Genomic DNA, 13155 nt, shown 5'->3' with positions numbered 1-13155 from the left:
GCCCCCAAGTGTACGGTCAGTGCAGGGGTTCTGGCTCGTCCATGAACATCTGCGTCTCCATCCAGGCATAGGCCGCTTCGGAGCCGGGCTGGTTGAACAGCACCATCAGCACGACCCACTTCAGGTCGTCCAGGTCCAGTTCGTCCTGGTCCAGGGCCATCGCCCGGTCCAGCACCAGCTCGCGCTGGTCGGCGTCGAGGATGCCGTGCTGTTCCAGATACAGCAGGAAACCGCGGCATTCCACGTCCAGCTTGTCCAGCTCGGGGCCATGGTAGATGCGCACCGGGCCATCGACCCGCGCCTGGGCCACGCTCGGCCGCTGCGCGGCCAGGGCATCGAGCCAGTCGAACGCCTTGTTGATCTCGGTGGGACTGAAACCGGCCTGGATCAGGCCGTTCTGGAGCGAATCGCGGTCACGGATCAGGTCCGCATCTTCGCTGAAATAGTGTTCAAACAGGTACAGCAGTACATCCAGGATGCTCTCTTTCATTGCCCCTCGGCCTGCGTCGCGCGACGCTGTGGAGGTGAAGAAACTAGGGAGTTCGACAGTAGCGGCCGTGTACGCACACCACGATTCCCGCCAGTTCCATGGCCAGCAGCATGGAGGACACCTGTGACGCCGTCAATCCACAGCGCGTGATCAGTGAATCCATACCGCTTGGGTTGTGGTCCAGGGCCCGCCACAAGCACTGGTAGTCAGGGTCGTCGGCCCAGCGCGCCGGCAGGAGCGCCGGCGGTGCCTGTTCAGTGGGGGTGGCCAACCGCGATTGCAAGCCCGGCAACTGCTGGCGAAGGACGGGGGCGAGCAGTTCCAGAACCTCCTCGGGGCGCTCGACCAGCGCCGCGCCCTCACGGATCAGGCGGTGGCAGCCGGCCGCGCGCGGGTTGAGCACCGATCCGGGCAGGGCACAGACCTCGCGGCCGGCCTCGGCGGCCAGGCGCGCGGTGATCAGCGCGCCCGAACGCTGCGCGGCCTCGACCACCACGGTGGCCAGCGCCAGCCCGGCCACCAGCCGGTTGCGCGCGGGGAAGTGGCCGGGGCGCGCTGCCGTGCCCGGCAGGTACTCGCTGAGCACCACGCCTTCGGCGGCGATCCGCGCCTGCAGCCGGGCGTGGCTGTCCGGATAGGCCCGGTCAGGGCCGGTGCCGATCACCGCCACGGTGCAGCCACCGGCCTCCAGCGTGGCCTGGTGCGCTGCCGCGTCGATGCCTGCGGCCAGGCCGCTGGTCACCGCCAGGCCCGCCTCGACGAAGCAGCCGGCAAAACGTGCGGCCAGTGCGCGCCCGCCCGGGGTGGGGGAGCGACTGCCGACCAGCGCCACCGAGGGGCGCCAGGCCAGGCTGGGGTCACCGGCCACGAACAGGGCCAGCGGCGGATTTGGGACCTCCAGCAGCGATGGCGGAAAGACCGGGTCGGTGCACGGCAGCAGGTGATGGTCGTCCTGTTCCAGCCAGCGCCGGGCGGCTGTCCAGGCCCGGGTATCGGGGCGTTCCAGTGCGGAGCACTGCTCCGGCGTGCAGCCGTGTGCGCGCCAGTTCGCGGTGCCTTGCGCGATGGCGGCTTCTGCACCACCCGCGGCCTGCAGCAGGGCCCGTCGTGGCGCCAGTGCGCCTCCCGCCATCAACAGGCGCAGCAGCGCCTCATGTACATGCGTGGTCATTCCCCACTATCGGCTGCACACAACGAAGGCGCCCTAGGGCGCCTTCGCATGTGATCGTCGGGTTTTCCCGCAGGTGCCTGCCGACCCGCGACCGGCACGACCTGCGGTGGACCGGCAACGGTTACTTCGCGTCCGGGTGCAGCGCGTTGTAGCCCACCCGCACCGGCTTCACGCCCTGCATCACCAGCGCGTAGCTGACGTTGTCGAAGGTGCGGAACACCATCGCATGCGCGGCATATTCGTCCGGCAGCGAGACCCGGCCCGCGCCCGTGCTGAGCGAGTCGTCCATGCGCGAGGAGGTCGGGTACTTCATGCGGTGCGCCACATGGTGGCCCGGGCGCCACAGCGAGAACACGGTACCGTTGTCCACGCCCTGGGCACGGCCGGCGGAGATCGCGATCACGTCGCGTGGGCCACCGGCAGTGAACATGTCGGTGACGGCCAGCACGCGCACGTCCACGCCCTCGACACCCGCGGCGGGCACGTGGGGCACGAACTGCAGGTCGTACGGCTTGGCCTCGACCGGCACCAGGCGGTCGCCGGCGCGTACTTCGCGGCCGCCGACGTTCTTGTCCAGCACCAGCGTGGAGGCCTCGACCTTGCCGCCGGCGACCTGGGTTATGGTGCCGGTGGCGACCTGGGCCAGCTCGTAGCCGAGCACGCCACGGCGGGCGTTGGGCGCGTTGTAGGCCTTCCACAGGTTGCCGCTGCCCGGGGTGACGTCGCCATTGGCGGTCAGGTCCTCGGTCGGCTTGGGCTGGGCGTAACGCACGGTCGGGCGTACCACGGCCCAGCGCTGGCCCACCTGGGCATCAGCCAGGCGCACGTAGACGGTGTCGCCGCCGGACACGCGCAGGCGGCTGTCCTCCAGGCCGACCACGTAGGGCAGCTGCTTGACGCTGTCGACAACGCTCAGCTGCTTCAGGAACGGCTCGACCTGGGCCAGCGGAATGGCGTCGATCGGGGCCTCCTGGCGCGGCCCGGCCTGGGACACGGTCACGCGGTCCAGGTAGGCCAGGCTCAGCACGTCACCCGGATAGATCAGGTGCGGGTTGGCGATCTGCGGATTGGCTTGCCAGATCTCCGGCCACAGCCAAGGCTTCTGCAGGAAACGTGCGGCGATATCCCACAACGTATCCCCTTTTCGGACCACATAGGTGTCCGGGTGCCCGCCATTCACTTCCACGGCGGTAGCATAGGCAGCCACGGTCAGCATCGCCGCGGCGACGACCGTACGAAAACGAAGCAACATAGGTGTGAAGCCCTGATTCCCCAACAGGTCCGCGCACTATAGTCCAGAAACCGGGGCGCAAGGCAAGCGTTGGAGCTAGAATCTGCGACGTATGCCGGCGTGCCGGCCCCCTATCCGGAAACAGCCATGGCCCTTCTCCCCATTCTCGAGTTCCCCGATCCGCGCCTGCGTACCAAGGCTGCGTTGATCGAAGCCGCCGAAGTCACCACGCCGGCCTTCCAGGAACTGATCGACAACATGTTCCTGACCATGTACGACGCCCCGGGCATTGGCCTGGCCGCCACCCAGGTGGACGTGCACAAGCGCTTCATGGTCATTGATGTCAGCGAAGAGAAGAATGAACCGCATGTGTTCATCAACCCGGAAATCGTCGCCAAGGACGGGGGCCGGGTGTACCAGGAGGGCTGCCTGTCGGTCCCGGGCATCTTCGCCGACGTGACCCGTGCCGACACCATCACCGTGAAGTACCTGGACCGCAACGGCCAGGAACAGCAGCTGGAGGCCGGTGAAGTGCTGGCCACCTGCATCCAGCACGAGATGGACCACCTGGACGGCAAGCTGTTCATCGACTATCTGTCGCCGCTCAAGCGCGAGATGGTCCGCAAGAAGCTGGCCAAGCAGCGCAAGCACGTGGCGTGATCGCCAATCCGGGCCACCCTCCGGGTGGCCCGTGCCTGCGCGACGCGCGCGGGCTGTACGGCGCCGGCCGACGGCGCCGTTTTCTTTCCTGCACGAATCCATCCTGCAAGTGGGGTAGCCATGAGGATTGTCTTTGCCGGTACGCCGGAATTCGCGGTGTCGTCGCTGCGCGCCGCGGCGCGCCACCACGAGGTCGTGGCCGTCTATACCCAGCCTGACCGCCCGGCCGGCCGTGGCCGTGGCCTGGCGCCGTCGCCGGTCAAGCTCGAGGCCGTGGCCCGTGGCATTCCGGTCTACCAGCCCGAATCGCTGAAGGACGAGGCTGCCCAGCAGCAGCTGCGCGACCTGCAGCCGGACCTGATGGTGGTGGTGGCCTACGGCCTGATCCTGCCCAAGGCGGTACTGGCGATCCCGACCCACGGCTGCTGGAACGTGCATGCCTCGCTGCTGCCACGCTGGCGCGGTGCCGCGCCGATCCAGCGCGCGATCCAGGCCGGTGACGCAAAGACCGGGGTGTGCCTGATGCAGATGGAAGCGGGCCTGGATACCGGCCCGGTGCTGTTGCACCAGGAGCTGCCGATCGCGGCCACCGATACCGGCGGCCAGCTGCATGACAAGCTGGCCGAGCTGGGTGCACAGGTGCTCTCCGACGGACTGGGCCTGCTGCGTGCCGGCATCAAGCCGATCGCGCGGCCGCAGCCGGAGCAGGGCGTGACCTACGCGCACAAGCTGGACAAGGCCGAGGCCCGCCTGGACTGGGCGCAGGACGCCGATGCGCTGGCGCGTACCGTGCGTGCCTTCAATCCGTGGCCGATCGCCGAGGCCACGCTGGCTGGCGAACGCGTGCGCATCCACGGCGCGGTCGCCCTGGACCTGGCCCATGGCCAGGCGCCGGGCACGGTGCTGGCGGCCAGCCGCGATGGCATCGACATCGCATGTGGCCGGGGCGCGCTGCGCCTGCGCACGCTGCAGCGCGAAGGCGGCAAGGCGATCACCGCCGCCGACTACCTCAATGCCCGCCGCGACCTGCGCGTGGGGGCATAAGCGGTGTCGAAGCAGAATGATTTCTCCGTCGCCAAGGCGGCGCCGGGCGCAGCCACCCGCATGCTGGCCGCACGCGTGCTGGCGCAGGTGTTCACCCGTGGCCGCTCGCTGAAGGCGGAGCTGGCCTGGGCGCTGCCCAAGCTGGCCGACAGCCGCGACCGTGCGCTGCTGGAAGCGCTGTGCTTTGCGGTGCTTCGTCGCCGCAGTACCTATGACGCGGCCCTGCAGTCGTGGATGCAGAAGCCGCTGTCGGCGCGCGACGCCGACCTGCGCACCCTGTTGATGGTCGGCTTCGCCCAGCTGGACGTGCTGGAACTGCCGGCGCATGCGGCCCTTTCGGCCACGGTCGACGCTGCCCGCGCGCTGGGCCGTGAACGCCAGGCCGGCCTGGTCAACGCGATCCTGCGCCGCGCACAGCGCGAGGGTTTCCCGGAACAGCCTGCGCGTGAAGCCTTCCCTGAGTGGCTGGCCGATGCCATCGAGCGTGACTGGCCGGCCCAGGCCGAGGCGATTTTCGCTGCCAGCCTGCAACCGGCGCCGTTGTGGCTGCGTGCCAGCCGCCAACAGGGTGGCCGTGACAAGGCGCTGGCCACGCTGGCCGAGGCCGGCATTGCCGCCGAAGCCAGCCCGCTCAGTGCCGATGCGCTGCGCCTGGCGGCGCCCATCGCGGTGAACCAGCTGCCGGGGTTCGCCGATGGTGCGCTGTCGGTGCAGGACCTGTCGGCGCAATGTGCTGCGGATGCGCTGGCACCGGCGCCCGGCGACCGTGTGCTGGATGCCTGTGCAGCACCGGGTGGCAAGTCGGCACACCTGCTGGAACGTGACCCGAGCCTGCGCCTGCTGGCGCTGGATATCGATGCGCGCCGCCTCGCGCGTGCCCGCGATACCTACACCCGCACCGGCGTGGGCGAGGGCGCGCAGACCCTGGTGGCCGATGCCAGCGACCCCGGTGCCTGGTGGGACGGCACGCCGTTCGACGCCGTCCTGCTGGATGCTCCGTGTTCGGCCACCGGCGTGATCCGCCGCCAGCCGGACGTGATGTTCCACCGCCGCGCCGAGGACATCGATGCGCTGGTTGGCGTGCAGGCCCGCCTGCTGGAGGCCTGCTGGTCGATGCTGCGCCCGGGCGGCGTGCTGCTGTACGCCACCTGCTCGATCCTGCGTGCCGAGAACGTCGATCAGGTGCGCGCCTTCCTGAAGTGGCATCCGGACGCGGTGGCACAGCCGCTGGATGACAGATTCGGCCTGGATTGCGACGGGATCGCGCGCCAGCGACTGCCGGGTGACAGCGATGCTGACGGTTTCTTTTACGCGCGTCTGCTAAAAACAGCCTGACCCCCGCTGACGTTCCGAGTCCCATGCTGAAATCCCGCGCGTCGCGCGAGACGTGGTTGTTCGTGGTGATGGCCCTGCTGGTGCTGGGGGCCGGGCTGGGCCTTCGTGATCCGTGGCCGTCGGACGAACCGCGCTTCGCGCTGGTGGCCAAGCAGATGTTCGACAGCGGGCACTGGCTGTTCCCGCACCGCGGGACCGAGCTGTACTCGGACAAGCCGCCGATGCTGATGTGGTGGCAGGCCACGCTGTACAGCCTGGTCGGGCAGTGGCGCGTGGCCTTCCTGCTGCCGTCGCTGCTGGCGGCACTGGGCACGCTGTGGTGCGTGGTCGACCTGGGCCGGCGCCTGTGGACGCGGCGGGTGGGGCTGTACGCCGGCTGGGCGCTGCTGTTCGCGCTGCAGTTCACCTTCCAGGCGAAGAAGGCACAGATCGATCCACTGCTGCTGCTGTTCATCACCCTGGCCAACTACGGCCTGCTGCGCCACCTGCTGCTGGGGCCCGCCTGGCGCTGGTGGTGGCTGGGCTGGTTCTTCGCCGGCATCGGCGTGATCACCAAGGGCGTGGGAATGCTGGCGCTGCTGATGATCGTGCCCGCGGCGATCGCCGCGGCGCTGCAGTGGCCACGGGTGGGCCTGCATGCGCGCGATGCGCGCTTCTGGCTGGCGCCGCTGGCCTTCGTGCTGGCGGTGTCGTTGTGGCTGGCGCCGATGCTGCTGGCCGGCTTCGCCACCGGCTCGGACGAGTACCGGGCCTACATGGACGACATCCTGTTCCAGCAGACGGCGCGGCGCTACACGCATTCCTGGGACCACCACCAGCCCGGCTGGTACTTCCTGGCGACGATGCCGCTGATGTGGATCCCAGCGTTCCTGGCACTGCCCTGGGCGATTCCGGCCTGGCGCCGCCGGCTGCGCCGCCGCGATCCACGCTATCTGCTGCCGCTGGCCTGGTGGCTGATGGTGGTGCTGTTCTTCTCGATTCCCGACGGCAAGCGCGATGTGTACATCCTGCCGGCGCTGCCGATGTTCTGCCTGGTGCTGGCGCCGCTGTTGCCTGGATTGTTGAAGCGGCGCGACGTGCAGGCCGTGGTGGGGCTGTTCACCGGGCTGCTGTCTCTGGGCCTGGCGCTGGCCGGCGCGATGGCGGTGCTGGGCGACCCGGCCTTCGAGCTGCGCCTGACCCACAGCCGCGGGCTGGCGCCCGGAGCCGTCGACGCGCTGGCCTGGACGATCCTGGCGATGGGCGTGTGGGGCGGACTGAGCCTGCTGGCCTGCGGTCGTCGCCGGCATCTTGCGCTGGTGTCGACCCTGGCGGTGGTCTGGGTGCTGTACAGCCTGGTCGGCTATCCGCTGCTGAACGATTCCAGTTCCGCCCGCGGCCTGATGCGCACGGTCGGTACCCGTCTGGGCCCGGATGCCGAACTGGGGCTGGTGGCCTGGAAGGAACAGCATCTGCTGCTGGCCGACCGCCCCGCAGCGACCTTCGGTTTCGAGACGGACTGGGACGAGCAGCTGGTTGCGGCCACGCGCTGGCAGCGGCTGGCGCCCGGACGCCGGTGGTTGCTGGTCCACGAATACGCAATGCTGTCGTGCGTCGACCGCAACCGCTCCGAACTGGCCGGCGTGGCCAACCGGCGACGCTGGTGGCTGGTGCCGGCGGCGGCGGTGAAGGTGCCCTGCGTGGTCACCGCAGAGGAGCGGGAACGTGAACGGCGTTTGCAGGAACATGACTAGCCACCACGATTTCTGCTTGTCCAGTCTGCCCAAGCGGGCCCAAAGGCAGTAAAACAGCAGGCTGGGATGGCCCCCGTCGGTCCGTCCCGTTCTTCCAGCAGATTGCAGCGATACTTCCCGACGTGCCAGCTTCACCGGACAACCTGAACCTCATGGCCGGCGACCCGCTGGGCGTTCCCGTCGGTGGGCGCCACGGGCTCGCACACGCGCTGGCCCAGCTGGGCCTGTTCTGCCTGCCGGCACTGGTGCTGACCGTGCCGATCAACCTGTTGCCGTATGGTCTCCTGCTTCTGCTCAGCACCCTGCTGGCGCCGGAGCTGCTGTGGCGAGCACGCGGCATGGCCGGTCAGCCGGTGAAAGTGCTGGCCTGGCTGATGCTGGCGGTGCTGGCGCTCGGCGTACTGTCGGTGGTGTTGTTCGAGCAGGGCCTGCGTGACGTCGACAACCGTTCGCGCTTCGTGGTGATTCCCTGGATCGCGCTCTGGGTCTGCGCGCTGCGTCCCAACCTGCGGTGGCTCTGGTACGGGTCATTGACCGGTCTGCTCGCTACCTTCGCGATGTCGCTGTGGCAGGTGCTGGGGGGCGCCCCGCGTGCGGAGCTGTCCACCAACGCCATCGTGCTGGCTGACATCGTGATGGTGCTGATGGTGCTGCTGGTGTTCTGTCGCCCGTCGCGGCGCTGGTCGCTGGTGATCCTCGGCATGGCCGCCGGCTGCGGCACCATCGTGCTGACCGGCAGCCGCGGTGTGTTCGCCGCCTTGCTGGCGCTGCTGGTGGTGCTGGCGCTGAGCCTGCGCTGGCGTACCGGTGCGGCGCGCCTGTCGGTGCTGGCCGGCATGCTGGCGATCGGTGCGACCCTGCTGCTGTCGGTACCGGAGCTGCGCCACCAGGTCCGCCTGAGCGAGCTGCACAGTGACGTGCAGCGGATGGAGCTGGGCGACAGTGATTCTTCCGCCGGTGCCCGTGTGGAGCGCCTGCAGGTGGCCTGGGAGACGTTCCTCGATCACCCGCTGGCAGGTGTTGGCATCGGTCATTTCGACAGTGCGATGCAGCGCGTGCCGGTCTGCCGTGAGAACCCGGTAGAGGCGCGCTGCCACCTGGGGCATGCACACAACGATGTAGCCGAATGGGCAGCGACCCAGGGCATACCTGGCCTGCTGCTGTTGCTGGCGGTGTATGGCATCCCGCTGTGGTTGTTCGTGCGCCTGCATCGCCGCAGTGGTCGGTCAACCTTCCGTGGGCCGGCCGCAGCCGGCATCATGCTGGTGATCACCTACGCGTTGTGCGGACTGACCCAGTCGATGTTCGCGCACCAGATGACCGCCAGCTTCTACGTGACCCTGGTCGGCCTGCTGACCGGCCTGTCGATCGTCGAAGGCGCGCGCCACCGGGCAATCACCGGGTCGTGATGCATCGGCGCGCCGGGCTGGACCCGGCGATCAGGGGTTCGGCGGGTCGGCCACGGCCTGGCCGTTGCCCAGCATCCACAGCATGATGGTCTTCTGGCGCACGTAGTTGGCGCGCACGTAGGCGTAGACCAGGCCGTGCCAACCGTCGCGGAAGCCGCCACGGAACACGAAGCCGCGCCAGAACCGCCACGCCGGGGCCAGTACCAGCTTGCCCAGCGTCGCCCGCTTGCCGCGTGCGAACTCGTGCTCGGCCATCATCCGCGCGTACTTCTCGGTCTTGGCCAGCTGCTGCTGCAAGGAGCGGTAGGGATAGTGGACCAGGTCACCGCGCAGGGTGCCGACACTGCCATCAACGCTGGCGGCCTCGTGGATCTCGCGCTTGCCGCGCCAGCCACCGCGGCGGCGGTCGAACAGGCGCATCACCCGGTCCGGATAGGCATTGCCATGGCGCAGGAACTTGCCGAAGTACTCCGACAGGCGTGCGAAGCGATAGCCGGCATGGCCGGCGAAGCCACCGTCGCGGGCCTGTTCGATGGCCCCACGCAGTTCCGGGCTGATCCGCTCATCGGCGTCCAGGCACAGCACCCAGTCGTGGCGGGCCTGCTCGACGCAGAACGCCTTCTGGCTGCGGAAGCCGTCGAACGGGCGCTGCAGCACGCGGGCGCCCGCGGCCTCGGCGATGGCCACGGTGGCATCGGTGGACTGCGAGTCCACGACGATGATCTCGTCGCAGAAGGCCAGCGAGGCCAGGCAGTCGCCGATGCGGCCGGCCTCGTTGAACGCGATAATGCAGGCCGAGATGCGAGGCCGTTCGATGGGAGCGGTCGTGGAGGACATGATGGCCGGTTACCTGTTGTTTGCGACGGAGCGCTATGCGCTGCCTATTCTCGCCCCGTTGGTGCAGGCCTTGCACGCCTCCGGGCAGGAAGTGGCGGCCTGGTTCGAGGACGGCGCGGCCGGCAGCAGCCTGCCGGGGGTGCCCAACATCGGCCTGAAACAGGCCCTGGCAATGCGGCCGCGTGCCGTGTTCAGTGCCGCCAACTGGGTGCCGACCTTCCTGTCCGGCGCCAAGGTGCAGCTGTTCCATGGCTTCAACGTAGAGAAGCGGGACAGTGCGCGCGGCCACTTCCGGGTGCGCGGCATGTTCGACCTGTACTGCACGCAGGGGCCGGCCACCACCGGGCCGTTCCGTGAGATCGCGGCCCTGCAGGGCCACTTCGCGGTGGCCGAGACCGGCTGGCCGAAGCTGGACCCGCTGTTCCGCGACGATGGTGGCGAGAGCGCCGCGCTGCGCGCCGCCGCTGGGAGACGCCCGGTGATCCTGTTCGGTTCGACCTTCACCGAACGCCTGAGCGCGGCCCCGCACCTGCATGCGCAGATTGCTGCCGACATCGCCGAGGGCAACCGCTACTGGCTGCTGACCCTGCACCCGAAGTGCCCACCGGAACTGTTCGAACGCTACCGCGCGCTGGCCGGTGCCAATGCGCGCTTCATCGAGCCGGAGCAGGTGATGGCCGCACAGCGTGCTGCCGATGTGCTGGTGTCCGATACCTCGTCGATCGTTTCGGAGTTCATCGTCCAGCACAAGCCGGTGGTGACCTTCCGCAACCGCGTGCCCAAGCCGCACATGATCGACTTCGACGACCCGATGCAGTTGCCGGCGATGCTGCAGCGCGCGCTGCATCCGGACGCGGCGCTGCAGGCGGAGATCGTGCGCTATGCCGACACCATCCATCCGTACCGCGATGGCCTGTCCAGCGAGCGGGTGATCGCGGCCACCGAGGATTTCCTGTCCGGTGAAATGGGTGTGTTGCGGCGCAAGCCATTCGGCAGTTGGGTGCGCGACATGCAGATCCGCAAGGATCTGGGGTACTGGGGCCCGTCGCAGCGCTGATCGGGTTGATGTGGATCCACGCCATGCGTGGATGCACGGCCCCGCTCGCGGTAGTGCCGGCCGCTGGCCGGCAATCCGGGGCATGTCTGCGGTTGCCGGCCAGCGGCCGGCACTACCGGTATTGCTTACCAGCGCAGCTTGCGCCGCGCGAGCGCTGCGGCCAGCTGCTCCATCACCTGCTGCGCCTGCGCCTGCGGCAGGTAGTGCAGGGTGAGCGCCACATCGCCATGCGCACCGGCGGTATCCAGCTGCAGGCTGCTGGTGCCGAGCAGCTTGTCCAGCGGTGAACGCTGCAGGCGCAGGCCCTGCACCTTGTCCAGCTCGGCCCAGCGCCACCATCGCTTCCACCAGCCGCCGCGCACGGCCACGTAGTGGTCATCCAGGTACCAGCCCATGCGCGCCATCTGCCGATGTGCCACCAGCAGCGCCACCGGCAGCCAGGCCAGCACGACCAGCCCCCACGATCCCCAGCGCCAGTACGCGGCCGCCGCCAGCAACGGCACCAGCACCAGCGCGCCCAGGCACAGCCGCCACCAGCCACGCTGCGGAATGGATTGCCATTGCGTCGGGGGCCACTGCAGTTGAGGCAACAGATGCTGCACCAGCTGCTCGCAGCGCATTGCCGGGGCCAGCGGTGCCAGCTCGCGCAGGGCGCGATCCTCATCGCGCGAGGGTCCGCCGGCAGCACTGTCGATGCGCAGCTGGCGCAGGCCGAACCAGCGATGCAGGGTGGTTTCGCGCAGCGTCCAGGCCTGGATGCGGCGACGCGCGACACTGCTGCGGGTGCGGCTGAGCAGGCCGGCCGAGACGGTCAGGCGGCGATCCTGCTCGCTGAGGGTGAAGCCGTGATAGCGCAGCAGGGTCAGCACCACCGACAGCGCACGCAGCGCCAGCCAGCCCAGCAGCAAGGCTGCGGCCAGCAGCAGGAAGGCACCGGCCACGCCGGGATGCAGATGGCTGGCATAGCCGAAGGCTTCCCGGCCGCCACGCTGGATGGCCGCGTCCATCACCGGCCGCGGCACGGTCTGGAACAGCACACCGAAGGCGGCGATCGCCAGTGCCCAACCGCGGTTGGACAGCAGGCCCATGCGCACCACGTCCCAGCTCGACAGGCGCAGCAGCACCTGTTCGGCGCCGGCTTCGGTGATCGAGGGGGCGGCGATAACGTCGGCGGCCTGCGGTGCCTGCCCACGCTGGCGCACCAGTCGTTCAAGCGCCAGCGCCTGGTCCAGCTTCAGCACCCGCATTTCAGCTTCCGGACGCACGCCGCCGGCCGATTCCAGGCGCAGCTCGGCCACGCCGAACAGCCGGTGCAACGGGTTCTGCCGCACTTCCACGTTGTGGATGCGGGCGAACGGGATCTCGCGGCGGTTGCGCGCCAGCAGTCCGCTGCGCACGGTGATCGCATCGCTGCCGATGCGGTAGCGGTAGCTGAGGTACTGCAGCACCGAGACCAGCACCAGCGCGGCAATCGCCGACAGCGGAATCAGCTGCGCCCACATCGGGTCGCGGTCGCCGCGCTGGCCGAACACCAGCAGCGCCACCAGCGGCAGGAAGTAGTGGCGCAGCTGCATCAGCAGCACGAACAGCCACGACCACGGGTGCAGGCGATGGTCCTCGCCACCGGCAGGCAGCGATGCGGGCAGGGGCGGCGGCAGGCTCACAGGGCGTCGGCGTCCTGGTCCAGCTGGTGCGAGAGGGTGTCGCGCAGGCGCTCGGCGTCGGCTTCATCCAGGCCGCTTACGGTCACCGCGCTCATGCGGGTACCGGCGGTGTGCACGATCAGCGTGGCCAGGCCGGCGCGGCGCTCCAGCGGGCCCCGGCGCAGGTCCAGGTGCTGTACGCGCGATATGGGAATGCGGGTTTCCAGCTGCCACATCAGGTCGCGGCGCAGGCCCAGCCCCTGGGCATCCAAGCGCCAGCGGGTGCGGGTCAAGCGTCGGCGGCCGAGCCAGGCGCCGAAGACGATGCCGATCAGCAGCCCAAGGGCGGCAGTCCACAGGGCGCCGGGCAGATCGAAGAACCAGGCGGCCGCGGCCAGTGGCAGGCCCGGCACGAACAGACCGCCGAAAGCGCCTTCCAGTGCAGCGAGACGGGCGGCGCGCTGTGGCAGCGACTGCCAGGCATCGGTGGGCGGGGAGGTCAGGGCAACGTCGGTCACGCGGGCTCCGTCAGGCGGCAGGGCGGG

The 13155-nt window shown here is 69.3% G+C and carries 12 protein-coding genes; 6 read left to right on the top strand and 6 right to left on the bottom strand.

All coding sequences use genetic code 11. The annotated features are described in order from the left end of the window. Positions 1–16: 16 nt before the first annotated feature. The 3 genes from EGM71_RS18380 to EGM71_RS18370 form a co-directional block, all read right to left on the bottom strand. Positions 17–490, bottom strand: a complete 474-nt coding sequence (locus EGM71_RS18380; protein ID WP_005419622.1) for a DUF494 family protein — start codon at positions 488–490, stop codon at positions 17–19. Between the two features lie 43 nt (positions 491–533). After that, positions 534–1661, bottom strand: a complete 1128-nt coding sequence (dprA, locus tag EGM71_RS18375) for a DNA-processing protein DprA (RefSeq protein WP_188486236.1) — start codon at positions 1659–1661, stop codon at positions 534–536. Positions 1662–1782: 121 nt separating this feature from the next. Continuing rightward, entirely contained in the window at positions 1783–2913 is a 1131-nt protein-coding gene (locus EGM71_RS18370) for a LysM peptidoglycan-binding domain-containing protein (RefSeq protein WP_188486235.1), read from the bottom strand. Positions 2914–3039: 126 nt separating this feature from the next. Between EGM71_RS18370 and def the strand changes: the two genes are divergently transcribed. From def to EGM71_RS18345, 5 genes are all read left to right on the top strand, one after another. After that, positions 3040–3552: a peptide deformylase gene (gene def, locus EGM71_RS18365; RefSeq protein WP_008267110.1), complete on the top strand. Its 513-nt coding sequence runs from the start codon at positions 3040–3042 to the stop codon at positions 3550–3552. A gap of 120 nt (positions 3553–3672) precedes the next feature. Beyond that, positions 3673–4596 carry a methionyl-tRNA formyltransferase gene (gene fmt / locus EGM71_RS18360; RefSeq protein WP_188486233.1) on the top strand — a complete coding sequence of 308 codons (924 nt, stop codon included), beginning with the start codon at positions 3673–3675 and terminating at the stop codon, positions 4594–4596. Between the two features lie 3 nt (positions 4597–4599). Beyond that, a complete protein-coding gene (rsmB, locus tag EGM71_RS18355) occupies positions 4600–5931 on the top strand; it encodes a 16S rRNA (cytosine(967)-C(5))-methyltransferase RsmB (RefSeq protein WP_188486230.1) in 1332 nt (443 codons plus the stop codon). A gap of 23 nt (positions 5932–5954) precedes the next feature. Further along, complete coding sequence (locus tag EGM71_RS18350; protein WP_188486228.1) at positions 5955–7664, top strand: ArnT family glycosyltransferase; 1710 nt, start codon at positions 5955–5957, stop codon at positions 7662–7664. 152 nt (positions 7665–7816) lie between these two features. Continuing rightward, positions 7817–9073 (top strand): O-antigen ligase family protein, encoded by a 1257-nt coding sequence (locus tag EGM71_RS18345; RefSeq protein ID WP_188489901.1) that lies wholly within the window; start codon positions 7817–7819, stop codon positions 9071–9073. A 30-nt stretch (positions 9074–9103) separates the two neighbouring features. On the opposite strand, the gene EGM71_RS18340 is transcribed toward EGM71_RS18345, so the two are convergent. Next, positions 9104–9910, bottom strand: a complete 807-nt coding sequence (locus EGM71_RS18340) for a glycosyltransferase family 2 protein (protein ID WP_188486226.1) — start codon at positions 9908–9910, stop codon at positions 9104–9106. On the opposite strand from EGM71_RS18340, the gene EGM71_RS18335 reads away from it, so the two are divergent. Then, positions 9909–10967 carry a CDP-glycerol glycerophosphotransferase family protein gene (locus tag EGM71_RS18335; protein WP_188489899.1) on the top strand — a complete coding sequence of 353 codons (1059 nt, stop codon included), beginning with the start codon at positions 9909–9911 and terminating at the stop codon, positions 10965–10967. The genes EGM71_RS18340 and EGM71_RS18335 overlap by 2 nt on opposite strands. Positions 10968–11092: 125 nt before the next feature. On the opposite strand, the gene EGM71_RS18330 is transcribed toward EGM71_RS18335, so the two are convergent. Then, positions 11093–12631 (bottom strand): PH domain-containing protein, encoded by a 1539-nt coding sequence (locus EGM71_RS18330; RefSeq protein WP_188486224.1) that lies wholly within the window; start codon positions 12629–12631, stop codon positions 11093–11095. After that, positions 12628–13128, bottom strand: a complete 501-nt coding sequence (locus EGM71_RS18325) for a PH domain-containing protein (protein WP_188486222.1) — start codon at positions 13126–13128, stop codon at positions 12628–12630. Before EGM71_RS18325 ends, EGM71_RS18330 begins: the two co-directional genes overlap by 4 nt. Positions 13129–13155: the final 27 nt, after the last annotated feature.

Origin of the sequence: Stenotrophomonas maltophilia, assembly GCF_006970445.1 — a bacterium.
GTDB lineage: Bacteria > Pseudomonadota > Gammaproteobacteria > Xanthomonadales > Xanthomonadaceae > Stenotrophomonas > Stenotrophomonas maltophilia_AU.
The sequence above is the reverse complement of the archived record's forward strand: the minus strand, read 5'-3'. Positions and strand labels throughout refer to the sequence as shown.

Coding starts and splice junctions, on each gene's coding strand:
- EGM71_RS18345 (WP_188489901.1), top strand. CDS start 7,817: ATGGCCGGCGACCCGCTGGGCGTTCCCGTCGGTGGGCGCCACGGGCTC.
- fmt (WP_188486233.1), top strand. CDS start 3,673: ATGAGGATTGTCTTTGCCGGTACGCCGGAATTCGCGGTGTCGTCGCTG.
- dprA (WP_188486236.1), bottom strand. CDS start 1,661: ATGACCACGCATGTACATGAGGCGCTGCTGCGCCTGTTGATGGCGGGA.
- EGM71_RS18370 (WP_188486235.1), bottom strand. CDS start 2,913: ATGTTGCTTCGTTTTCGTACGGTCGTCGCCGCGGCGATGCTGACCGTG.
- EGM71_RS18335 (WP_188489899.1), top strand. CDS start 9,909: ATGATGGCCGGTTACCTGTTGTTTGCGACGGAGCGCTATGCGCTGCCT.
- def (WP_008267110.1), top strand. CDS start 3,040: ATGGCCCTTCTCCCCATTCTCGAGTTCCCCGATCCGCGCCTGCGTACC.
- EGM71_RS18380 (WP_005419622.1), bottom strand. CDS start 490: ATGAAAGAGAGCATCCTGGATGTACTGCTGTACCTGTTTGAACACTAT.
- EGM71_RS18340 (WP_188486226.1), bottom strand. CDS start 9,910: ATGTCCTCCACGACCGCTCCCATCGAACGGCCTCGCATCTCGGCCTGC.
- EGM71_RS18350 (WP_188486228.1), top strand. CDS start 5,955: ATGCTGAAATCCCGCGCGTCGCGCGAGACGTGGTTGTTCGTGGTGATG.